21 protein-coding genes are annotated in these 22,824 nt (G+C 65.5%); 4 read left to right on the top strand and 17 right to left on the bottom strand.

Annotated elements, in window-relative coordinates; genetic code table 11:
* Positions 1 to 203 precede the first annotated feature (203 nt).
* Both FLG15_RS03200 and FLG15_RS03195 read right to left on the bottom strand, forming a co-directional pair.
* A complete protein-coding gene (locus FLG15_RS03200; protein ID WP_057678353.1) occupies positions 204 to 617 on the bottom strand; it encodes a VanZ family protein in 414 nt (137 codons plus the stop codon).
* On the bottom strand, positions 605 to 1,858 hold the full coding sequence (locus FLG15_RS03195) for a class I SAM-dependent methyltransferase (protein WP_209228194.1): 1,254 nt from the start codon (positions 1,856 to 1,858) through the stop codon (positions 605 to 607). The genes FLG15_RS03200 and FLG15_RS03195 overlap by 13 nt, the downstream gene beginning before the upstream one ends.
* Here FLG15_RS03195 and FLG15_RS03190 point away from each other — a divergent pair.
* Entirely contained in the window at positions 1,857 to 2,594 is a 738-nt protein-coding gene (locus FLG15_RS03190) for a pteridine reductase (RefSeq protein WP_057678352.1), read from the top strand. The genes FLG15_RS03195 and FLG15_RS03190 overlap by 2 nt on opposite strands.
* A gap of 170 nt (positions 2,595 to 2,764) precedes the next feature.
* Here FLG15_RS03190 and folK read toward each other — a convergent pair whose 3' ends face one another.
* The 5 genes from folK to FLG15_RS03165 all read right to left on the bottom strand — a co-directional run bounded on the left by folK (position 2,765) and on the right by FLG15_RS03165 (position 7,782).
* Positions 2,765 to 3,280: a 2-amino-4-hydroxy-6-hydroxymethyldihydropteridine diphosphokinase gene (gene folK, locus FLG15_RS03185; protein ID WP_057678351.1), complete on the bottom strand. Its 516-nt coding sequence runs from the start codon at positions 3,278 to 3,280 to the stop codon at positions 2,765 to 2,767.
* 91 nt (positions 3,281 to 3,371) lie between these two features.
* Positions 3,372 to 4,874: an ATP-binding response regulator gene (locus FLG15_RS03180; protein ID WP_057678350.1), complete on the bottom strand. Its 1,503-nt coding sequence runs from the start codon at positions 4,872 to 4,874 to the stop codon at positions 3,372 to 3,374.
* 3 nt (positions 4,875 to 4,877) lie between these two features.
* On the bottom strand, positions 4,878 to 5,318 hold the full coding sequence (locus tag FLG15_RS03175; RefSeq protein WP_017158470.1) for a response regulator: 441 nt from the start codon (positions 5,316 to 5,318) through the stop codon (positions 4,878 to 4,880).
* Positions 5,315 to 7,126 (bottom strand): sensor histidine kinase, encoded by a 1,812-nt coding sequence (locus tag FLG15_RS03170; protein ID WP_057678349.1) that lies wholly within the window; start codon positions 7,124 to 7,126, stop codon positions 5,315 to 5,317. The genes FLG15_RS03175 and FLG15_RS03170 overlap by 4 nt, the downstream gene beginning before the upstream one ends.
* Before the next feature lie 284 nt (positions 7,127 to 7,410).
* Entirely contained in the window at positions 7,411 to 7,782 is a 372-nt protein-coding gene (locus FLG15_RS03165) for a BON domain-containing protein (protein ID WP_008572114.1), read from the bottom strand.
* Between the two features lie 152 nt (positions 7,783 to 7,934).
* Here FLG15_RS03165 and FLG15_RS03160 point away from each other — a divergent pair, with 152 nt between their 5' ends.
* Positions 7,935 to 8,990, top strand: a complete 1,056-nt coding sequence (locus FLG15_RS03160) for an oxidoreductase (RefSeq protein ID WP_150145516.1) — start codon at positions 7,935 to 7,937, stop codon at positions 8,988 to 8,990.
* 75 nt (positions 8,991 to 9,065) lie between these two features.
* Here FLG15_RS03160 and gnd read toward each other — a convergent pair whose 3' ends face one another.
* The 8 genes from gnd to FLG15_RS03120 form a co-directional block, all read right to left on the bottom strand.
* Positions 9,066 to 10,007 (bottom strand): phosphogluconate dehydrogenase (NAD(+)-dependent, decarboxylating), encoded by a 942-nt coding sequence (gnd, locus tag FLG15_RS03155; RefSeq protein ID WP_057678347.1) that lies wholly within the window; start codon positions 10,005 to 10,007, stop codon positions 9,066 to 9,068.
* A 20-nt stretch (positions 10,008 to 10,027) separates the two neighbouring features.
* The gene (locus FLG15_RS03150) at positions 10,028 to 11,383 is read right to left on the bottom strand and encodes a hypothetical protein (RefSeq protein WP_150147552.1); all 1,356 of its coding nucleotides are present in this window, start codon (positions 11,381 to 11,383) and stop codon (positions 10,028 to 10,030) included.
* 160 nt (positions 11,384 to 11,543) lie between these two features.
* Positions 11,544 to 11,924, bottom strand: coding sequence for a glycine zipper 2TM domain-containing protein (locus tag FLG15_RS03145; protein WP_057678345.1), 381 nt, complete (start codon positions 11,922 to 11,924; stop codon positions 11,544 to 11,546).
* Positions 11,925 to 12,049: 125 nt separating this feature from the next.
* Entirely contained in the window at positions 12,050 to 12,820 is a 771-nt protein-coding gene (locus tag FLG15_RS03140; protein ID WP_057678344.1) for a DUF2242 domain-containing protein, read from the bottom strand.
* A 74-nt stretch (positions 12,821 to 12,894) separates the two neighbouring features.
* Positions 12,895 to 13,860: a DNA methyltransferase gene (locus tag FLG15_RS03135; RefSeq protein ID WP_150145515.1), complete on the bottom strand. Its 966-nt coding sequence runs from the start codon at positions 13,858 to 13,860 to the stop codon at positions 12,895 to 12,897.
* Positions 13,853 to 14,953 carry a hypothetical protein gene (locus tag FLG15_RS03130; RefSeq protein ID WP_057678342.1) on the bottom strand — a complete coding sequence of 367 codons (1,101 nt, stop codon included), beginning with the start codon at positions 14,951 to 14,953 and terminating at the stop codon, positions 13,853 to 13,855. The genes FLG15_RS03135 and FLG15_RS03130 overlap by 8 nt, the downstream gene beginning before the upstream one ends.
* A gap of 22 nt (positions 14,954 to 14,975) precedes the next feature.
* Positions 14,976 to 16,379 (bottom strand): nicotinate phosphoribosyltransferase, encoded by a 1,404-nt coding sequence (locus tag FLG15_RS03125; RefSeq protein WP_039573222.1) that lies wholly within the window; start codon positions 16,377 to 16,379, stop codon positions 14,976 to 14,978.
* A 120-nt stretch (positions 16,380 to 16,499) separates the two neighbouring features.
* Positions 16,500 to 17,555, bottom strand: a complete 1,056-nt coding sequence (locus FLG15_RS03120; RefSeq protein ID WP_057678341.1) for a bifunctional nicotinamide-nucleotide adenylyltransferase/Nudix hydroxylase — start codon at positions 17,553 to 17,555, stop codon at positions 16,500 to 16,502.
* Positions 17,556 to 17,738: 183 nt separating this feature from the next.
* Here FLG15_RS03120 and FLG15_RS03115 point away from each other — a divergent pair, with 183 nt between their 5' ends.
* The gene (locus FLG15_RS03115; RefSeq protein ID WP_057678340.1) at positions 17,739 to 18,602 is read left to right on the top strand and encodes an endonuclease/exonuclease/phosphatase family protein; all 864 of its coding nucleotides are present in this window, start codon (positions 17,739 to 17,741) and stop codon (positions 18,600 to 18,602) included.
* An 86-nt stretch (positions 18,603 to 18,688) separates the two neighbouring features.
* On the opposite strand, the gene FLG15_RS03110 is transcribed toward FLG15_RS03115, so the two are convergent.
* Positions 18,689 to 19,594 (bottom strand): LysR substrate-binding domain-containing protein, encoded by a 906-nt coding sequence (locus tag FLG15_RS03110; protein ID WP_150145514.1) that lies wholly within the window; start codon positions 19,592 to 19,594, stop codon positions 18,689 to 18,691.
* An 87-nt stretch (positions 19,595 to 19,681) separates the two neighbouring features.
* Here FLG15_RS03110 and FLG15_RS03105 point away from each other — a divergent pair, with 87 nt between their 5' ends.
* Positions 19,682 to 20,425 carry a sulfite exporter TauE/SafE family protein gene (locus tag FLG15_RS03105; protein ID WP_057678338.1) on the top strand — a complete coding sequence of 248 codons (744 nt, stop codon included), beginning with the start codon at positions 19,682 to 19,684 and terminating at the stop codon, positions 20,423 to 20,425.
* Between the two features lie 84 nt (positions 20,426 to 20,509).
* Here the strand turns inward: FLG15_RS03105 and FLG15_RS03100 are convergent, their stop codons facing one another.
* Positions 20,510 to 22,669 (bottom strand): carboxy terminal-processing peptidase, encoded by a 2,160-nt coding sequence (locus FLG15_RS03100; RefSeq protein ID WP_170922312.1) that lies wholly within the window; start codon positions 22,667 to 22,669, stop codon positions 20,510 to 20,512.
* Positions 22,670 to 22,824: the final 155 nt, after the last annotated feature.

Below are 22,824 nucleotides of genomic sequence, written 5' to 3'. Positions count from 1 at the left end.
AACGACTGCACAACCTGCATCGCACAGCGGCAGCGGATGCCCCGCCGCGGCCGCGGCACGCTGCCGTGGAGCAAGCGGTCGTGCAACGCGACGCGTTAGATCGCTGCGGCAACACGCGGCCGCAACCAGGACCGCGCTGCCGCCCGGCTCCGTTTACGGCAGCGGGCAGGCACCTGGCCTGCCGCAGCTTCGTTCAAGCAGCGTCACCGCCGTCCAAACAGGCGCTGATCGATCCGCACCATCACAAACCGCAACGGCGTCCATGCCAGACATAGCCCGGCGAGAATGCCCAGCGTATCGGCCAATGCATCGTACGGGTCGGCGCTGCGATTGGTGGTCAGCGCGCCTTGCGCGATTTCGATGCCGATGCCCAGCAGCACCAATCCGAACGCAGCCAACGCCAGTGCGCGCCGGGTGGCAAACAACTGCACCGCTCCCCAACACAACAGCGCGAAGGTCAGGAAATGCTCGGCCTTGTCGCTGTTGGACGGCAACTCCGGAAACTCCGGCGGCGGCCCCAGGCACACGGCAATGACCACAACGATCGCCGCGACCCACAAGCCCACCCACAAGCGCGGCCGATGAAACGGCCGGAGTGCCGAACTCACAACCGCCATGTGAGATCGCCGGACAGGAATGCCGGGGCGAAATCGACATCGCGCGAGAAGCCCATCACCTGGAAGCGCTCGCCCATCTCGCTGGGTAGGGTCAGCCGCTTGATCTGTTCGCGCAGACGCATGCGCCCCACTTCATCGGTGCGCGTATCGGCCTGCGCTAACAAGGCGTCCAGCCCATTGCCGAGCAGGAAGCTTGCTTGCGTGCAATACCCGGCCAACTCGAAACCTGCGCCGGTGCCTGCCTCGGCCAACGCGGTGAAGTCCACCGATGCGGTCAGATCCTGCAGGCCTGGCCAGCGGTAGAGATCTTCATGCATGCGGTGCCGGTAAAACGCACGCAAGGTGCCGTCCTCGCGCTGCGCACGATAGAACTCGCCGCGCGGATAACCGTAGTCGACGAACAACATCGCGCCACGCTTCAAACCGCCGGCGACCGCCTGGACCCAGTACGGCAATTGCGGCAGCAGCTCGGAGCGATAGCCATCGGCGAACGGCTGCTCCAGATAGCGCTCCAGGTGACGCACGGCTGCGCTCAGCAACGCATCGGCCGGTTGCTCGCCACGTGCGAAGTGCTGCTGGGCATCCAGCACCACGGTTTCTTCATACACCTGCCCATCGCGCAGTGCGAAGCGCGGCGTGGGCAAGGCGTCGATGACTTCGTTGGCAAACAGCACGCCATCCCAATCGTCCGGGAATGGCGCATCCAGCCATTCCACCAGATCGAACACCGGCGGGATCAGGCTGCGTCTCAGTCGCTCGCGCTGACGTTCGCGCAGGTCGGCGCTGGGCTCCAGGATCGCGTAGCGCTCGGGCAACGCGTCCAGTTCCAGCAGCCGCTTGAGCGTGACTTCGGCAAACGCACCGCTGCCGCCGCCCACTTCCAGCACCCGCGCCTGCGGCCCGAGCTGCTGCAATACCGGCGCCAACGCGCCGGAGACGGTGGCCGCAAACAACGGCCCCAATTCCGGAGCGGTGACGAAATCGCCGGCCTCGCCGAACTTGCTGGCGCCGGCGCTGTAATAGCCCAGGCCCGGCGCATACAGCGCCAGCTCCATGAAGCGCGAGAACGGAATCGCACCACCGGCGGCCTGGATTTCGGCGCGTACGTGCGCAGCCAACCGGTCGCTATGGGCCAGCGCGTCCGGATCGGGTGTGGGAAGGTCGGCGTGCATGCGGGCACCGGTTGCGGGGACAATGCACAGGATAGCCGAGCCCTCCGCAACGCCGAGCGAGTACGCCATGACAGACAGTTCCAAGGTGGTGTTGATCACCGGCGCAGCCCGCCGCATCGGCGCGCAGATCGCCACCACGCTGCATGCTGCCGGCTACCGCGTTGCGCTGCATGCACACCGCTCCGCCGACGCGTTGGACGCACGCGTGGCCGAACTGTGCGCCCAGCGTGCCGGCAGCGCACACGCCTTGCACGCCGATCTGCGCTTGCCCGACGCACCTGCGCAATTGGTGGCCGACTGCCTTGCCGCCTTCGGTCGCCTGGATGGCGTGGTCAACAACGCCTCGGCGTTCTACCCCACCCCCGTGGGCGCGGCCACGGCAGCGCAGTGGGACGAATTGTTTGCGGTCAATGCACGCGCGCCGTTCTTCATCGCGCAAGCCGCCGCCGCGCAGTTGCGCCAGCGGCGCGGGGCCATCGTCAACCTCACCGATCTGCACGCGCAGCAACCGATGCGCAACCACCCGCTCTACGGCGCGTCCAAGAGCGCGCTGGAAATGCTGACCCGGTCGCTGGCGCTGGAACTGGCGCCACAGGTGCGCGTCAACGCGGTCGCGCCTGGCGCCATCCTGTGGCCGGAAGAAGGCAAATCCGCCGACGCCAAGCAGGCGCTGCTCGCGCGGACGCCGCTGGCGCGCATCGGTACGCCGGAGGAAATTGCCGAAGCGGTGCGCTGGCTGCTGGACGACGCCAGCTTCGTCACCGGCCATACCCTGCATGTGGATGGTGGCCGCCAGCTCAGTTGAACGCCGCTTCGGTGGCCTGCGCGCTTGCGCTGCGCAGGGACGCTCTCTGTGTCATGCACGTGAGCTCGGCTGCGACCTCGCCAGCGTGCGTCACTGCCAGACAGTGACGCCCATCATCGCGCGACCTGCGCGCCTGCCCGGCCGCGCTCAACCGCGCCGCCAGCACAGCGCTATTGCGTGACGCTCAACTGCGGCGCAGCCGCATCCAGCTCCACCGTGGCAAACGCGCTGCCGTGCTGCGGATGCGCCTGCCACAGGGCTGCCAGCGTCTGCCCGCTCAGCGGGTCGATGAAGTCCGGCGCGATGTCGGCCAGCGGCTTGAGCACGAATGCGTGTTTGAGTTCGGGCCGCGGGATGCGCAGATGCCCGGGGCCTTCGACGATACGGTCGCCGAAGAACACCACATCCAGATCCAGGGTGCGGTCGCTGAAACGCGGGCCGCTGCGATCGCGTCCATGCGCATCTTCCAGTGCATGCAGCCAGCGATCCAGCGCGTCCAGATCCAGATCGGTCTGCAGTACCACCGCGTTGTTGACGAAGTCCGGCCCATCGAAGCCCACTGCGGGCGTGCGGTACGCGGGCGACACGACGATCTGGCCGAAGCGCGCGCGCAGGGCGGCGACAGCCAAGCGCAGGTAGTGGGTCGGCTGGACGTTGCTGCCGAGGCTGAGAAGCACGGTGGTCATACGTTATTCGCGCACGCGGCCGGCGTGGACGTCAACTGTTGCAATCGTGTCGCACCCATCGATGCGCGCCATGGGTGCGCGCGACGTGGTGTCAGGCCACTTCCAGCGCATGCGAAACGGCGCGGAACACCCGGCGCATTTCCAGCGGCTTGCGCAGCACATGCACTGGAAGATCCGCCGGAAAATGCGCACGCTGCAACGGCGCGCCGACATCTTCCAGCACGATCGCCGGCCCCTGGTAGCCCAGCTCCTGCATGCTCAGCAGCACGCTCACTGCCGAAAGCAGGATGATGTCGCTGTCGATGATCACCAGATCCGGCATCGCATGCTGCTGCACCAGTTGCAGTGCCGCGGCGCCATCGCTGGCCAGCTGCGGCTGATAGCCCTGGCTGGAGAGCGCATTGCCCAGCAGCGACAGGCGCGTTGCCTCGCCATCCACCAGCAAAATGCGCTGCCCGTGGCCAAGCGGGAGCGGCAGTTCGGCTTCGGTCACCGCCGCCGACACCGCACGCATCGGCACGATCATGTCAAAGCGCGTGCCTTCGCCCAGCCGGCTATCGACCACGATGCTGCCGCCATAGCTTTCGATGATGCGCTTGCACGAAATCAGTCCCAACCCAGTGCCATCGGCCTTGGTGGTGAAGAAAGGACTGAACAGGCGCGCGCGGGTTTCGTCGCTCATGCCCACGCCGGTGTCGGACACGCTCATGCGCACGCGCGAGGCATCGTAGCGATCGGCTGCCAGGATCAGTCTGCCGCCCTCGGGCATCGCCTGGATCGCGTTCAAGCCCAAGTTGAGCAGGCATTGCTGCAGTTCGGTGTAGTTGGCCTCAATGGTCAGGTCCGCAGCGATGTTGTCCATCTGCAGACGCACGCCGTCGGGCAGGCTGCTCTTGAGCAGCATCTGCACGGCCTGGAACAGATTGGAGAGGGATACCTGCTCGCGCGGCTTGTTGGAACCGCGCACGAAAGAAAGCATCGACTCGGCCATCTCATGCCCGCGCCGGCCGCATTCGGCCACCACGTTGGCCAGCTGACGCAGCTGCGGGTCGTCGGTGCGCCCGGCCAGCAGGTCGGGCACGATCAACAACGGTTGCAGGATATTGCGCAGGTCGTGGCTCAAACCGGCCGCCAGCATCGCCAGGCTTTCCAGACGCTGCGCGCGCATCAGCTCGCTTTCCACGCGCTGGCGCTCCAGATCGGCGCGCGCCTCGCGGATCGCGCGGATCACCGCGCTCGGCAAGCGCGTCGGATTGTGCTTGATGATGTAGTCGTTGGCGCCATCCTGCAGCGCCTTGACCGCGGTCTCCTCGCCCATGGTGCCGGAGACGAAGATGAAGGGCGTGGCACCGTTCTGGCGCACCAGGCGCAGCGCCTGGTGGCCGGAAAAGCCCGGCATGCTCAGGTCCGACAGCACGATGTCCGGCTGGAATTCATCCAGCGCGGCGCGCAGCGACGGCTCGCTGTCCACGCGCTCGAATGCCGCATCCAGCCCGGCCTCGAGCAACTGATCGGACAACAGCTCGGCGTCTTCCGGTGAATCTTCCACCAGAAGGATCTTCAGCTGCTCCAGGTTGCCCCCCTCATGCGGCATGGTTCAGTCCAGCTCCGGTGCCTGGTTGATGACCGCCCAGAAGGTGCCGAGCGTCTTGACCGCATTGAAGAACTGGTCAACGTCCACCGGCTTGACCACATAGGCATTCACGCCCAGGTCCCAGCTGCGGGCCAGATCGCTTTCTTCGCGCGAGGACGACAGGATCACCACCGGCAGGCGCTTGAGCGTTTCGTCGCTGCGCACTTGCTTGAGCACTTCCAGCCCGTCCAGGCGCGGCATCTTGATGTCCAGCAGCAGCACGGCCGGCAGGCCTTCCTCGCGGTCGGCGAACACGCCACGGCGCAGCAGGTAGTCCATGGCTTCCACGCCGTCTTCGACGTGCACGATGGGATTGGCAAGGCGGGCTTCGCGCAAGGCGTCGACCGCCATCTCCGCATCGGCCGGGCTGTCTTCTGCCAGAAGAATGGTACGGATGGCGGTCATGCAATGAACTCTTGGTTGGGCGCTTCAAGCGCAGGAGGTAACACGAAATAAAACGTGGCGCCCTCGTCGACGGCGCCTTCAGCCCACACCCGGCCGCCGTGACGCGTCAACACGCGCCGCACGCTGGCCAGGCCGATGCCGGTACCAGCGTATTCGCTGGCCTTGTGCAAACGTTGGAACACACCGAACAATTTTCCGCTGTATTCCATGTCGAAACCGGCGCCGTTGTCGCGCACGCTGAACTGGTGGCCGCCGTCGGACATCGGCGTATAGCTGACCTCGATTTTGGCCACCTCGCGCTTGGCGCTGTACTTGACCGCATTTCCGAGCAGGTTCATCCACAGCTGGCGCATCATGTTTTCGTCGGCAACCAACACCGGCAGCGGTGCGATATGCCATTCCACCCGGTGCCCAGTGTTCTCGCTCTGCACGTTGGAATCCAGGATCGCACGCGTTTCGGCCACCAGCGACTGCATGTCCACCGCCTGCAGGCGCAGCGCACCGCGGCCCAGGCGCGAATACACCAGCAGATCGTCGATCAGCGAGGCCATGCGCCGCGCCGAGCTGCTGATCACTTCCATGTAATGGCGCGACTTCTCGTCGGCCGCATCGCCCAGGTGGCGCGCCAGCTTGTCGGAGAATCCGGCCACGTGCCGCAGCGGTGCGCGTAGATCGTGCGAGACCGAGTAACTGAAGGCTTCCAGCTCGCGGTTGACTTCCGAGACCTGCTCCACCTTGCCTTCCATCTGCCGGTTGAGCTCCTGGATACGCAACTGCGCGGCCTTCTGCAGGCTGATGTCGCTCACCGTCATCAGCACCACGTCTTCGTCGGTGCTGTCGGGCAACGGCATGCGGCGTGCATTGATCAACATGGTGCGTAGCACGCCGTCGGCGGCGCGCTGCTCATGTTCGAAGTCCCACAACTCGCGTCCACGCAACAACACGTCCGCCAGCCGTTGATGGATCTGTGCATCGCGCCAGACGCCCTCGCCCACCTCTTCCAGTGGCATCAATTCGTTGCCGCGCTCTTCCAGGCCATACAGGTCGGCAAAGGCCGGGTTATGCAACACGATGCGCTGGCTGGCATCCAGCAACACGATCGGCTCGCGCACGGTTTGCAGCACCGAGCTGGCGCGCCCGTTGGCGCGCAGGTATTCCTGCTCGGCCGCCAGGCGGCGGCGGATCTGCCGCTGCAGCAGCCAGGTCACCGTGCCCAGCAGCAGCAACTGCACCCCCAGCGCCGCCCAGCTCAGCACTGCGTAATGCAAGCGCTCGGTCTCGGCGCGCGCATTGCGCAGCGCCAGCAACCGGCCTTCGGCGCTTTGCAGGTCGTCGATCAGCACACGGATCGGGTTGTTCAGCGTCATGTCGTCGATCAGCGCGCGTATCTGCTCCGGCGCGGTGGTCACCGCAATACGCTCGGCCAACAACAGGCGCCGTTCGATGGTGCTCTGGATACGCCCGATGCGTACCAGCTGCGCGGGGTTGTCCTTGGTCAGTTCGATCAGTCGCTGCACGGCGGCCAGCGCTTCGCGTCGGCCGCGGCGCATGCGCTCGTTCAGCGCCTCGCGCTCCACGCCGTGCGAGCGCATCAGCGCCGCCGATTCGGTATCGCGCATCGCCGCCTCCAGGCGCTGTGCGGTCTCCTGCACTTGCTGGCTATGCGACACCCACGACGCAGCCTGGTTCGCGTTGCGGGCCATTTGCTGCAGCAACAATGAGGGCACCACCACAATCAGGAATACGGCAACCGCCAACAAAGGCAGGCGCCAGCGATCCCATTTGTCTGCTTGGACCGTTGTTTGCATTGCTGGACCGAATTCCGCTCACTGCAGGGCCAAGGACTGATCGGCATTGTCTCCGATCACGCAGCTTGCCAGATTAATGATTCAGAGAAATCATGCCGAACTACGACATAGCTGAATAGGCATAGCATACGTGCAGTATGCGTGAAAACCGCGCGAGTGCGTCGCCGGCCATCGGCTCAGCTGACACCTCTTCAAGACAAAAAAAAAGGGCGCACTCCGTGGAGTGCGCCCGGTGCTCGGGTCGCCGCCTCGCCTCGGCGACCCGGCATTCGCAGCAGCTGCGCTTACTTCTTCGCAGCGGTGACCTTCAGGCCGGTCGACTTGACGCTCTTGACGCCCTCGATGCCCTTGGCAACGGCAACGGCCTTGTCATGCTCGGCCTGGGTGGCAACCGCGCCGGTCAGGGTCACGATGCCGTTCTTGGTCTCGACCTTCACGTCGGTACCCGAGACATTGTCGGTGGCCAGCAGATCGGCCTTGACCTTGGTGGTGATCCAGGTGTCGGTGACCGGCTTCTTGGACTCGTTCATGCCGGCAGCGTGGTCCTTGTGGTCGGCATGTTCCTGCGGTGCCGCAAATGCCTGCGACGCGCCGAGGGTCAGACCGAGCGACAGCGACAGAGCCAGCAGCTTGCGTGCATGCGTCATGTTCTTCATACCAAGCACCTCCTGTTGAATGTGGGCGCAGCTTGCGGTGGCGCTCGTCGAGCAGACGTGACCGTTGCATGCAGAGGTTGTGAACCCTGCGCACACGGGCAGGTGCAATACCATGCGTGCTCCCTCCGTCGTTGCGATGAACCGTTTTTTCAATGCCTAAACAGTTCAATCTGGCCGTCGTCGGCTATGGCTATGTCGGCCGCACCTTTCATGCACCGCTGATCGCAAGCACCCCCGGCCTGCAGTTGCACAGTGTGGTGTCGTCCAAGCCGCAACAGCCGCAGTCCGATTTTCCCGGCGTCACCGTGGTGGCCGACCTCGACAGTGCGCTGGCCGATCCCGCACTGGATGCCGTGGTGCTGGCCACCCCGAACCACACCCATGCCCCCTTCGCGCTGAAGGCCCTGGCCGCCGGCAAGCATGTGCTGGTGGACAAGCCGTTTGCATTGGATGCGACGCAGGCGCAGCAGATGGTCGCTGCCGCCGATGCGGCGGGATGCATCATCAGCGTGTTCCAGAATCGCCGCTGGGATGCGGACTTTCTCACCGTGCGCCGGCTGATCGAAGAAGGCCAGCTGGGCGAGGCGGTGGAATTTCATTCGCACTTCGACCGCTATCGCCCGCAGGTGCGCGACCGTTGGCGCGAGAGCGATGGCCCCGGTGCCGGACTGTGGTATGACCTGGGCCCGCATCTGCTCGATCAGGCGATGCAGTTGTTCGGTATGCCGCAGGGCATTGGCGCGGATCTGCAACGTCAGCGCGAGCAGGCGCGCAGCGTGGATTATTTCCACGTCACCCTGCACTACCCTCGGCTGCGCGTGATTCTGCACGCAGGGTCGCTGGTGGCCGATGGCAGCCTGCGCTTCGCCGTGCATGGCACGCGCGGCAGTTACCTCAAGCACGGCCTGGATACGCAGGAAGACCAGCTGCGCGCCGGCCGTCGCCCCGGCACGGTCGGCTGGGGCGTGGACCCGCTGCCGGGCACGCTCACCCGCGTCGATGACGAAGGCCGCATCCACACCCATCAGCCCGACAACCTGCCTGGCGACTATCGGCAGTGCTACGCCGCCTTCCGCGACGCGCTGGCAGGCACCGGAGCGGCACCGGTCAGCGGCACCGATGCGGTGCAACTGATGCAGTTGGTGGACCTTGCGCAACGCAGCGCTGCGGACGGCCGAGTGCAGTGGGTGGATGCCGCGCGCGGTTAATAACGCTGAGGCGGTTGCCCACTTCCAACGGTGCGCGCCGCACTCCAGGCGCGCACCGTCATTGCATCCAAGTCCTTACGCGTCCTTGCTACCGATCGTCGGCGCTGCCGAGGTCGTGGTCATCACCGCGTGGCCGCCGAACTGGTTGCGCATCGCCGCCAGCAGTTTGTCGGTAAACGAATCCTTGTCGCGCGAGCGCAGCCGCTCCATCAGCGACAACGTGATGACCGGTGTAGAGACTTCCAGATCGATCGCTTCGGCAACCGTCCAGCGGCCTTCGCCCGAATCGGCCACGAAGGGCGCAATGCCGGCCATGGTCGGGTTATGCGTCAATGCATCGGCCGTCAGATCCAGCAACCACGAACGCACCACGCTGCCATCGCGCCAGATTTCGGCAACCTGGTGCAGATCCAGCGCAAAATCGGCTTTGTGCTGCATCAGCGCGAAGCCTTCCGCGTAGGCCTGCATCATTCCGTATTCGATGCCGTTGTGGACCATCTTGGTGAAGTGGCCGGCACCGCTCGGGCCAACGCGTCCCCAGCCCTTGTCCGGCGCCGGCGCGAGCGTTGCCAGGATCGGGTGCAACGCCGTCACCGCCGCTTCGTCGCCACCCACCATCAAGCTATAGCCTTCCTGCAGGCCCCAGATGCCACCGCTGGTGCCGCAATCGACAAACGCAATGCCACTGGCGTGCAGCAATGCTGCGCGCCGCTGCGAATCCTTGTAGTACGAATTGCCGCCATCGATGACGATGTCGCCGGCCTGCAGCAAGGGCAGCAGCTGCGCCAGCGTGTCATCGACGATCTTGCCGGCCGGGACCATCAACCACACCACGCGCGGGCTCGGCAGTGCCGACACCAGCGCTGCCAGCGCATCGGCGGTGACGATGCCCTTGGCTTGCGCGCTGGTGCGCGCGTTCGCGCCTGGATCGTAGCCATGCACGCGATGCCCGCCATTGACCAAACGCTCGGCCATGTTGGCGCCCATGCGGCCCAGTCCCACCATACCCAGTTCCATAATCGCTCCTCATGATCTGATCAGTGCAGGGTGCCACGCTCGGCGTACGCTGGCGTGGCGGAATTCTCAATGGATTGTTCCGCGACGGTGGCGGCGCTGCACTGCTGCAGCTGCCAGTCGATCCACCGCCAATACAAGGTGCTGCGCAGATTGTGCAACGTCAGGTCGATGGCATACGGGGTGCGCGGGTTACGGTCGAGCAGGCGTGCCACGTGGTAGCCGATCGGCTTGGTGCCCTTGGGGTGCACATAGACCAAAAAGCCTTGGTAGAACGGGTCATCCAGCAGCGTCTGCAGCTGCTGCAGCTGGGTCTGCTGCTGTGGGTCGAGCGTGGCCCGCAACGCTGCGTCGCGCTCGTAAAGCAGGCGCTCGAAGCGGCGCTTGCCAGGCCCACGCAAATGCTTGGCCAATTCCCAGATCTGCCGGTTGCGCGCATCGTAGTACGCAAAGCCACCGTGCCGCGCCAGCGCCTGCGCGGCTGCATCGCTGACATCCACCACCACGAAATTCTCGGCCTGATTGTGGATGTCATCCAGGTAAGACGTGTCGAACACATGCGCGATGAAGCCTGGTGCGCCCACGAACGCCTGCCGCCCGAGTTGTGAGGTCTTCACTGCCTTGCCGTCGGCGAAGAATTCCCCGGCATGCGCACCGAGCAGGATGCTGTCGGTGTCGTGCAAGGTCAGGAATGTGCCGATCGACAATTCGCCTGGCGTGAACGCCTTATCGAACCCGGCATCGCCGAACAACTCGCGCTGGGTGGCCAGCTGAGCCACCTGTCGGCCGACGCCACATTCGGAGCGCACCTGGCCGCGGTAGAACGCATCCAGCGCCTGCGCATTGCTGCCGCGCGGCTGATACCCGCGACCGAAACTGCGAAAACCGCTCCAGCCCTGCGCGGCTGCGCCACGCCAGCCGAATCCGACCCAGCCCAGCTGCACCGCCGAGAAGCGGTAGCGCGGGTTGTTCTGCAATTGCGTGACCGCACGGCGGGTGGCAGCACCGAGTTCGAACGCATAGGCGCAGTGCGTGGCTGCATCGTCCAGCACGGCGGTCAGCGCTGCGCGGCGCTGTTGAGTGCCCCAATCGGCGGGAAGCGTCAGCTGCAGATCCCCGGCGGCCTGCGCCTGCGCAAGCGTGCCGCGCGTACACGGTTCACCACGCGTGAGTACCGGTTCGCGCACCGCGGCGCGGTGGATGGTCCAGCCCAGCCGTCGCAGCAATGCTTCCACGCAATCTGCGCTGGCAGCATCTGCGGTCTGGCTTGGCGCAGCATGGGCGACCTGCAGCAGCTGAGCCGCCAGCAAGCCGCCTGCACACGCCAGCGCGGCAAGCCGGCGCAGGCGCAGGCGCAGGCGCGCATACCGTAGCGGCATCGACGCCGTTGGTGAGCGCAATGAACAACTGCGATGCGCGTGGACAACACTCATCGATGACATACGCAATGAATCGTCGGCACAACGCCATTCTCAAACGTAGAAAGCCCCGGCGTGGCCGGGGCTTGCAGGATTAACTCAGGCCCATCGCATCACCTGCTCAGCGACGTTCGCAGACGCGCTCGACCTGGCGATTGCCGTTGGCCTGCTGACGGTTGCCCTGGATGGTGCGGCCCGCCGCGCCACCGGCCACTGCGCCTGCCACGGTCGCCAGCTTCTTGCCGTTACCGCCACCAACCTGGTTGCCGAGCAGGCCACCGATTGCAGCGCCGGCCAGCGTACCGCCGATGCGGTTCGGATCGGTCGAGTTCTTCTGCACTTCGACGTTGCGGCAGCGCACGCGGGTGCCGTCGTTAAACCTGCGACCTTCGTCCGCTTCCGTATAGCGCTGCTGATGCGCGTAGTTTTGCGCCTGTGCGAACGTGCTCGTCGCCATCAGGCCGGTCAGGGACATACCCAGCAGGGAGGTGCGCATTTTCATCGTTGTTCTCCACGTTTCTCGCCCGCTCGGCGAGGCATGGGCGCACTCTGGCCGCTGGGTCGAGAACACAACGTGAAGCGCGCCGCCCGCCATTCAGGCTTTGGAGCGGAGCGTGAACCGCTCCGTCACGGCTGCGTGGCGGGCTCGGTTTGCGGCACCTTCGCCGGTGCCGGTGGGGGGTCCTGCGCTTCCACGGGCAATGGCGCAACCGGAGGCTGTGCAACCGTGGTGGGAGCCGCGGCAGGGGCTGCGGGCGTCGCGGCAGGCGTGGTAGTCGCGGCTGGAACCGCAGCGGCCGGCGCTGGTGCCGCCGCTGGCGCAGGTGCGGGCGCAGGCGCTGCACTCACTGCGGCAGGTACCGCTTCGGTGACCTTGGGAAGATACGAATTCAGGCGTTCGAAAAAGCGCTTGTAGAAGGCCGCATCCTGCACAGTGGTACTGGACACACGCACCAGCGAATCGCCGCTGCTGCCGACCGGCAACGATAACGAGCCCAGCACGCCGACGCCCACGCTGGCCGAGGTGGAACTCTTCTTCAGCGCGTAACGGTCCTGCAACGCACTGACGAACACCTGCGCCTTGCCGCCGTCCTGGCTGGCGCAGGAAATGCGCAGGTTGAGTTGTTCGCTCTGGTCGGCTTCCTTGAGCTGGAAGTTCTTGCTGCCCTCCACCGCTGCGGCATCGGCGCGCGTGACGGCGTAGCCCTGACTCAACAGCACTCGCCGGGCCGCCTCGCAGGCTTGCGGCGAACTGGCCGCCACGCTGCGCGAATAGGTGTCGTCGGAATTGAACGACTCGCGCATCAGCATCGTGTCGCCCTTGCTGCCGCCGCAGCCGGCCAGGGTTGCCAATGCGCCGAGCAGTGCGCCGCGCGCGATCAGGGAAGAACAAGACATAGGGAGATTCCGGCATCCAAAACCGGCACAGAGCATAGCGGCAACCCATGTGCGCGCGGCGTCGGCTTGCCCGATCAGGGCAACGGCGGTTCATCCACTGGCAATTGCAGGTCTACCTGCAGACGGCGGCCATCGGCACCGATGCGCTCGGCGCGCAGGTAGTGGTGGGCGCGCACCACCGCCAGTGCCACGGGCGCACGGCACGGTTCGCCCCACAGGCTCAACGCGAAGCCCTGCTGCTGCAGCCAGAGCGTGAGGCGGTCCCACAGCGCTTGTTCGCCACGCAGCATCAGGTCCAGATCGGCCGGGCCTTGGGGCACCGGGGTCGGCGACGCCAGCCAGCGCGCGTAGCTGCCATGCACCACCACCGGCAGGCCTTGTGCCTGCACCGCCTGCAACAACTGCGCGGCCTGCTGCAGATCCAGCCGGGCACGACAATGCTGAAAGATCAGCGCGTATTCGTGGCTGCGATTGCTCTGTGTCTCGGCATGCCCCAGCGCTGCGCCCGCACGCCGATAGCACAGCACCCGCTCCTCGCGCAGGTTGAACAGACTGGCCAGGATGCGGCCAAGATCCGCGCGCATGCCGGTCAGGTAGCTGGCGTAATCGCTGCTCGCATAAAGCTGCCCAGGCAGCACGTCGCCATGCCAGTGGCAGCCGAAATACGGCACGTTGGTCAGACACAGGTCGATCGGGGCCGCCGGGGCGATATCGGCCAGGCTGCCGACCACCACCGGGGCTTCCACCGCATGCCGCGCCAGACGCGTGCGTGCCAACTGCGCGCGTGCCGGATCGATTTCCATGCCATGCGCGTTGCGGCCTTCCAGCGCGGCCGCCAGCAAGGTGCTGCCAAAGCCGCAGAACGGGTCGAATACCTGCTCGCCCGGCCGGCTGAAATGGCGCACAAACGGGCGCATCTGATTGACCCAGCCACAATCGCGCGCGCCGAGCGGGTCGGCCGCGCGCAGATCGTCGGGCAGTGCCCAGGCGGCCTCGTCCGGGGCCGGCGTCCACCAGCTGCGCCGATCGAACTCATCCATTAGTGGGTTCCCACAACACATCGGCATCCGGGTCCCAACCCGCACACAGACGGCCGTTGGCGAAGAACACCAGCTTGTACAGATCGCCGGTCGCGTGGCGCGCATGCATCGCGGCGTAGTCGGCGCTTTCGAACACCATCTGCAAGCCCGCCTGATCGCGCAGCCGCACATTCCAGAAGTAATAGCCTTCGGTGAGGCCATCGGGTTGCCAGCGCGACCACCAGGGCTGCTGCATGCACTGGTCCAGCAACGTGTCTACGCCGATGCGGTGTTCGCCGATGTAGCGCAGCGTGCCGTTGCTGCGATAGGCATCGTCCAACCGCGACAATTCCCGAAAGATCACCTGGCTGGCGCCGCAGCTGCGTGCCCACGCGATGTACTGCGCAATGGCGTCTGCATTGTCCACGCCACCGCGCTGCACGATGCAGACCAGTCGCAGCGGCAGCCGTGCTGCCAGCCGCCGTGCCGTTTGTACGAAGGTCGCCACATCGGCGATCGGCTCGTCGGGGCGGAAACGCATGATCGCGTCGTTGCGCTCCTGCAACGGATGGTGACGCGACAACTCGACCCACGACAGCCCGAACTCAACCAGCGCTTCGATCAAGCGCGCACCGTGCGCACGCGCCAGCCCGGCGCCATTGCTGTACAGCACGCGCTGCTCGACGCGCGGGCCGTTGGGCGTGGTTGCCAGGGTCTGCAGCAAGGTCTGCAACCATGCCGCATCGTCGGTCATTTCCAGACCCGACAACGAATACGACAGCGGCACCTCGCGCAGCAGCTGCAAGACAGCGCTCAACTGCTGGAAATAGTCAGGCCCAGGTCGCAACGTCGCTGCCGCGCGACCGCCACCGTGCTGCCGCAGATTTTCCGAACAGAACCCGCAGCGCGCCGAACAGGGCCGTACTGAGGCATAGGGGGTGAAGGTGATCGGCAACGCCGCGCGATAGGTGCGCGCGCCGATACGCAGCGCATGCCAGCGACTGGCCTCGTCCTGCAGCGGCACGCGCCGCTGCAGGTTGGGTGCTGCGGCGCGCAGACGCGTCAGCAGCGCCGAAGCAGGCAACAAGGAGATGTCGTCGATGGAAGCGTGCATGGCCAACCCTGCGCGCCGCGCGTCAGCGACGTGCCGCGTTGGCACGCGCGCGAACCTGCTCCAACGTCCACTCCTGTTGCGGCACACCGTTTTCCCACACCGTGACCAGCGCGTCTTCGCTGTCGGGGTAGGTGTGCACCTCATCGAGCAAAGCACTGCGGTAGCTGCCATCGTTGCGGTTGCGCAGCAAGGTCAGGCGGCCACGCTTGCTCTGCTTGCCCTGGTCGGTGATCGGGTCCTTGTAGACATCGACCCACTGCCCGTCCACACGCACCGCCGAGCACTTCAACGCAAACTTTTGCGTGTCGCGGTCCACCTTCTGCAGCAACGCACCGCCCATCCCGAAGGCGACATTGTCGGCGGCATAGCCGGCGGCGGTGATGCGCTCCAGAATCGCGCGCAGCGAGGTGGGGTTGATGCCATCGCCCTGGATCACCCGTACGTGGTTGAGCACCTTGTAGCCCTTGCCATTGACCTGATGCCCGAACGCTTCGTCCAGCAACCGCAGGCACTGCTCGACCACGTCCACCGGGTCGCCCGAGTCCGGGCGAATCACCACCGTTGCGCCGGAGGCGATCACTTCCTCGCGCAAGGTGGTGCCCCAATGCTCGGCAATGGCGCGGTAGATGTCGTAGCTGTCAGACACCACCGCTACGATCGAACCCGGGTGCGCGAACTGCTTCAGCATGTTGCGATACGCATCCACCTCACGCTCGCGGCCCCAGCTGGTGATGGTGCTGTGTTCGGCGGCGGGAATCGAATACCCGGCCACCGGCGTGTGGTAATGCGCACGCGCCAGCAGCAATGCCGACAAGGTGTCGGTGCCGAGAAAGTTCACCAGATGCGCGGCACCGCCCAATGCGGCCGAGCCAAGACTGGACACGCCGCGCGCGCCAAAATCATGCAGTTTGAAAGGCAGCTGCCCTTCCGGATCGTCGCTGGTACGCTCCAGGAAGTCGCGCACGGTCTGCTTGACCTGCCAGCTCACCGTGGCCACCGTCACCGGGTACCACACGCGCAGCAACAGGGTTTCCAGATACGACGGTACCCAGAACGCCTTGGCGTCGGTGGACTCGATGGTCATCAGCACGTTGTGCGTTGGCACCACCGCGCCCTCGGGCACCGCGCGGATGCGGATCGGCAACTGCCCGCCAAGCCGGTCGACGATATCGCGCCAGCCGGCTTCGTTGAACGGCTCGCCATGCGCCGCCAGCAAGTCTTTCGCATCGTCGATGTCGGCGTGCGTCACCGGGCGGTTGATCGCTTCCTTCAGGATCGACTGCAGGCCGAAGAACACGGTCTGCTCGTAAAGCCCACCGCGCGATTCGACATAGAAGAACGACGCATCGGTGCCGGGCGGATATTGCAGCCAGTGACTGGCCTTGTAGCTATCGGTATTGAGCAGCAGGTTATCGAGGTAATGCATGACGGAAGCTCCTTCGCGTCGAATGAACCGGCGGTCTGTCCGCCGGCGGGAGGTCATGGTTCAAGCGGTCACGGCATGTGCGGCCCGTTGGCATCGCGGCAGCAGGTCGTCGTTTGCGCGTTAGCCACGGCCCAGGAAGAATTCAAGAATATGCAGGTGGTCTTCGTACAGGCGCGGGCCCATCGCCATCACTTCGGCGATCGGAATCCAGCGCGCCTTGTCGGCATCGTCGCCACCGCGCACCGCAGGCAATTCACCGGCCGGAAACTCGAAATGGAATGCATGGGTAATGGTGCGTCCGCGCTGACTGCGCTTGGGATGATCGAACACCTGCTTGCCACGCAACGAGCCCTTGAGCACCGGCACCGGCAGCTTGAGCCGGGTTTCCTCGCGCAACTCGCGCAGGCAGCAATCCAGCAGCCCTTCCTCCTGGCCGACGAAACCGCCGGGCAGGGCCCACAACCCCTTGCCCGGTTCGGCGCGACGGCGCACCAGCAGCACGTGCCCCGAATGCACCACCACCGCATCGGTCGTGACGAATGTCGGCGGATATGGCGCGTCTTTCCACGCAGCGCGGTATTGCTCGATGAAGCGGTATTCGGCCACCAGCTGCGCGTAGCTGGGCGAGTTGCGCCGGAATGCTTCCAGCATGTCGTAGACGGGCGCCGGCACATTGCCGCGCAGCATCAACAGGCCGCCGTGGAAGCCGATATCGCCGGCTTCGAACAGATAGCGGCGCAATTCGGTGGCCGACAGCGTTGCGGTATGTTGCACGTCTTCTAGCGGCCACTGCGGAAACTCACGCAGGTAGTAGCTGCTGGCATCCTTGTCCATGCCGATCAGGCCGATGTTCGCATCCAGCGTGCCGCCATCGGCGTGCACCGCTTCGGCAACCTGTCGCTGCACTTCGGCAATCCACAGGCTTTCGTTGTACAGATGATCGCGTAGCGGGCGCACGATCAGCCGCGCCGTTTCGTCCGGCAACGCAGATTCGATCATCACCGCACGTTCGGCGACGGTCCAAGGATTGCGAATGGTGCGGGGCGTGTCGGCCGAGCCGATCAGCACGATGAGCTTTTTCGCCTTGCCCAGCGCGTGGCGGGCGACGGCAGCGTGGCCGTTATGAAAGGGCTCGAAACGCCCGATAAACACGAGATAGTCGTACGGTGTTGCCATGAGAATCCCTCACGGTTGAGTGGTGAGCCGACGGTCTATCCGCCGGCCTGGTGCAAATGCTACGCCGATGCACGATGGCGTCAAGCGGCCGATCGTCTACGCATCAGTGGCCGGCGCCGTGACGCAGCGGTCATCATCTCTGGCTAGACTCGGCGCTCTTGCTTCCTCAAGGAATTTCCCTGCATGCCACGCTCCATCGCGCAGGTGCTGCGCCGCCTTCTCGCCCTCGCTGCACTGTTGTGTCTCGCCTTACCCGCGCTGGCCGTCACGCCGGCTGCGCCACTGCGGGTCATGTCGTTCAACGTGCGCGTGCCGGCCGATACCGATGGCGACAAACGCTGGCAAGTGCGTCGCGCGGCCATGGTCGCGTTGATCAAACAGACGCATCCGGACGTGTTTGGCACGCAGGAACTGGTGAGCGAACAGGCGGCCTTCCTGGCCGAACAGTTGCCCGACTACCGCTGGTTCGGCCAGGGCCGGCGCGGCGATGACAGCGACGAGCACATGGGCGTGTTCTACGACGCGCGTATATTGAAGGTGGTGGAGTCGGGCAACTTCTGGCTGTCGGACACGCCCGAACGCCCCGGCAGCATCACCTGGGGCAATGTACTGCCACGCATGGCCACCTGGGCGCTGTTCGAGCGCATCAGCGACAAACGCCGCTTTTATCTGTTCAACACGCACTTTCCGTATCGCGATGAGGACGAGCCCGCCCGCGAGCGCAGCGCGCGCCTGATCCTGTCGCGCATCGCGCAGTTGCCTGCCGCTATCCCGGTGGTGCTGACCGGCGACTTCAACAGCGATCCGGACAAGATCACCTACCCCACGCTCACCGCAGTGCTTCGCGATGCGCGTGCACAGGCCAGCAAGCGCAGCGGGCCGGAAAACACCTTCCAGGATTTCACCACGCACCCGACCCGGCGCATCGACTGGATCCTGTATCGCGGATTGCGTCCTTCCCGCTTCGCGACCCTGGACGATCGTCCCGGCGGCATCCTGCCGTCAGACCATTATCCGGTGATGGCCGAGTTCGACTGGCCACGCTGAGGACAAGCGCGTGCAAGAGCAGTAGCGGCAGCGGGCGCGCACGCCGGCCGTGACAAAGCCACCCGATGCATGCAGCACCGCAGTGATCAAGCCGGATGAATGCCGGCGTTCGCGGCGCTGGCCTGCAGCCATTCCAGCAAGGCCTGCAGGGTGGCCGAAGGGCGGTCGCGCCAGATGATGGAGAGCTCGCGCCGCGCCCAGGCTTCCTCCAGCGGCACCGCCGCCAGCTGCTGCCTGACACTGGAGCAGGACAGCGCCGCGTGCGGCACGATGGCCACGCCCACGCCGCGTGCCAGCATGCGGCACAGCGTTTCGATACCCGGCACGCGCGCGCGGATGCGCAGCTGCACGCCGGCACGGGCCAGATGCGTCCGCAGATGGCGCTGCAAGGCGTTGTCGGCCGATAACGCCAGCAACTGCATCGGCGCGATATCGGCCAGGCGCAGGCTGCCTGCGCCGGCAAGCCGATGGCTGGCGGCCACCGCGACCATCAGGCGATCCTGCCGAAACGGACGCCGCTGCAGGCCGGTGAAGTCGGCATGCCCTGCCACCACGGCCAGGTCCGCACGTTCATCGCGCACCGCATCGGCAGCCTCCTCGCTGCCCCATTCGGCCAGGGTCAGGTCCACCCGTGGGTGGGCCAGCAAGAAATCCGCAACGCACTCGGGCAGCCATTCGGACAGTGCGGCGGTGTTCGCGGCCAATCGCAGGGTGACCTGTCCACCAAGTCCGTAATCGCCAAGCTCGCTGCGCATGGCCTGTTCCTGCCGTGCCAGCACCCGCGCATGCCGCAGCAGGACCTGGCCGGCGGCGGTCAGCGTCACGCCTCGGCGGCCGCGCTCGAACAGGGCCGCGCCGACCTGCAGCTCCAGCGCGCGAACACGCGCACTGGTGGCCGCCAGCGATAGCGCCGCCCGGTCGGCGCCGGCGGTGATGCTGCCGGTGTCTGCCACCGCAACAAAGATCCGCAAGTCGATGAATTCCACCTGCATCTGCATCTCCAGCCTTCGGCGTGGCCGAAGTCTGCCTCAAACAAAGACAGCTTGCCGGACACCGCTACCGCATCGATCCTGCGCCCCATGAAAGAAGACGTTTCGCAATTGATTATGGTTGCCGCGGTATTCCTGCTGGCCGGCGCGGTCAAAGGCGTGGCCGGCATGGGGCTGCCCACCGTGGCGATGGGTTTGCTGGGGCTGTGGCTGCCGCCCAGCCAGGCCGCCGCGCTGTTGGTGCTGCCTTCGTTGGTGACGAATCTGCAGCAGGCCTGGGGGCCCGCTGCGACCGTGCTGTTGCGGCGCCTGTGGCCGGTGCTGGCCATGGTGGTGGCGGGCACGTGGTTGAGCGCCGGGTTGATGATTGGCGGTCATCCGCGCTACCTGCGCGGCGCGCTTGGGGTCCTGTTGGTTGCCTACGCCCTGCTGGGGCTTGCCCGCCGGCAGTGGACCCTGCCGCCACGTCACGAGCGCTGGGGCAGCCCGCTGATCGGCCTGGTCGGTGGCCTGCTCAATGGCGCCACCGGCGTGCTGGTTCTCCCGGTGGTGCCATACCTTTCTGCACTGGGTTTGCCACGCGAGGTATTGATCCGCGCACTGGCCGCATGCTTCGGTACGGCAACGCTTGCGCTGGCGACGGCGCTGGTCTGGCACGGCGGCGTACCGCTTTCGGCTGGCCTGCCGTCGCTGCTGGCGCTACTGCCCACCGCACTGGGGGTGTGGGCCGGCACGAAGCTGCGACGCCGCATCTCTGCCGAAGCATTCCGTCGGATATTTTTCGGCACCTTGCTGCTGCTCGGCCTGCAGGCCTGCTGGCAGGCGATCGCCTGAGACACTGCCAGCGGCGACGGTGCTGCCTAAATGAAAACGCCACCGGCAAGCGGTGGCGCTCATGCAGTGAATCGGCAGCCTGGCTCAGTCTGCCCAACGTCCCGGTGCGGTCGACTTCGGCAGCACCTGGGCCGACAACGGCTTGTCCTGCGAGAGCAAGCCCAGCGCATCGGCCAGGATCGCCGCCGACTCATGCAGCAGCGGATCCGGACGCTTTTCGGCGGCCTTTTCGCGTGCGGTGTCCTTGACGATGTCGCGCTCGTTGCCGGTCAGGCCGTCGTCGCTGTCTTCGGCAAGCGGATCCAGCGGCAGGCCGAGTTGCTTGCGAATCTGCTGGCGGTCCTTGCGCTGCTGATCCTGCTTCTGTCGCTCGGCAACGCGCTCGGCCTCATTCAACGAAATGTACTTCTTGGCTTTTTCATCGCGGAACTGCTTGACGTCTTCTTCCCACCACTGGAATTCCTTGTCGGTGGCGATGCGCGCAGTGTGCAGGGACTGCAACTTGGGCAGCAACGGTGCGAAATTGCCGTACTGGGTATGCGGCGCAGCGGCGATGCGCGTCCACGGCAATGCATTGTCGTAGGTACTCTCACCGAACTCGGTGGCATCCACGCTGGCCGGGAAGGCGATATCCGGCACCACACCCTTGTGCTGGGTGCTGGAGCCGCTGACGCGGAAGAACTGCGCGATTGTCAGCTTGACCTGCCCATACCGCTGCCCTTCGGCAGCCGGCCAGCGATCCAGGTCGACGATGTTCTGCACGGTGCCCTTGCCGAAGCTGGTTTCGCCGATCACCAGCCCACGCCCGTAATCCTGGATCGCACCGGCAAAGATTTCCGATGCCGACGCCGAGCCGCGGTTGATCAAGACGGCCAGCGGGCCGTCCCAGGCAACCTTGGGGTCGCTGTCGCCATTGACGGTGACGCGGCCGCCGGATTCGCGTACCTGCACCACCGGGCCCTGCTCGATGAACAAGCCGGTCAGTTCGATCGCCTCGTCGAGCGAACCACCGCCGTTATTGCGTAGATCAAGCACGACGCCATCGACCTTGTCGGTCTTGAAGCCGGCCAGCAGCTTGGCAACGTCGCGCGTGGCCGAGGCATAGTCGGTTGCATTGCGGCGACGGCCCTCGAAATCCTGGTAGAAGCCCGGCAACTTGATGATGCCGATGCGGCGCTGCGGTTCGCTGCCGGTCGCCGGCAAGGTGATGGTTTCGCCCTTGGCAGCCTGTTCGGCCAGACGCACCTTCTGACGGGTCAGGGTCACCGTGCGGTGCTTGCCATCGATGCCCGACTCGGCCGGGATGTACTCCAGGCGCACCTGGGTGTCCTTGCTGCCACGAATCTTGGCCACCACGTCATCGATGCGCCAGCCGATCACATCTTCGATCGCGCCATTCTTGGCCTGCCCAACGCCGACGATGCGATCACCCGGCTTGAGCGTGCCATCGACCGCCGCTGGACCGCCCGGGATCACCTCGCGGATCACCACCATGTCGTCCTGCTTCTGCAGCTGTGCGCCAATGCCTTCCAGCGACAGCGACATCTGCTGGTTGAACGTTTCGGCAGTGCGCGGGGTGAAGTAGTCGGTGTGCGGGTCGACGGCATTGGTATAGGCATTGACGAAGAACTGGAACACGTCTTCGCCCTTGAGCTGCTTGACCGAATCGGCCAGTGCCACATACCGCTTGTCCAGCGTCTTGCGGATGTCGTCGGGCTTCTTGCCGGCCAGCTTCAGGCGCAGCCAATCGTTCATCACCGACTGGCGCCACAGCACGTCCAACTGCTTGTCGTCTGCAGCCCACGGCACGTCCTTGCGGTCGTATTCGAACTTGTCGTTCCCGCTGAAATCGAAGTCCTGCTTGAGCAGGTCGCGCGCGTACTTGACGCGTTGATCGACACGCTTCTTGTAGACCGAGAACACCTGGAACGCAGGCTCAAGGTTGCCGCCGCGCAACGCGTCGCCCACACCGGCCTGGAGCGGCGCGAAGCTGTCGATATCGGCCTGGGTGAAGAACTGTTTGCCGCCATCCAGCGTTTCCAGGTAGCGCTTGAACACGTCCTTGGACATCGCCTCGTCCAACGTGCGCGGCCGGTAGGCATAGCGGCTGTCGGAGAGCAGGCCGTAGACAAGTTTGGTGGCCGTCGCCTGGTCGGGCGTGGCAGCGGCGGGCAGCGCGGTATCGGCGCGTGCGAGCAAGGCCATCGGAGTGGTCAACACCAGCGCCAGCAGGCCGGCCTTCATGCACGAAGAAACGTTGTAGGTCATCGAATGGCTCTCGGCACGAGGCCGACGAAAGAAGGGCGGTGAACGGATCAGACAGCATGACAGTGCCGAAAGTTGCTGGCGTTGTCATCCGCTGGCTGAATCAGCCTAGCGCCGGGCCCGTAGCAGATTGT

Origin of the sequence: Xanthomonas phaseoli pv. dieffenbachiae (genome assembly GCF_008639345.1) — a bacterium.
Taxonomy (GTDB): domain Bacteria; phylum Pseudomonadota; class Gammaproteobacteria; order Xanthomonadales; family Xanthomonadaceae; genus Xanthomonas; species Xanthomonas phaseoli.
This window is presented reverse-complemented; position numbering and strand designations above follow the sequence as displayed.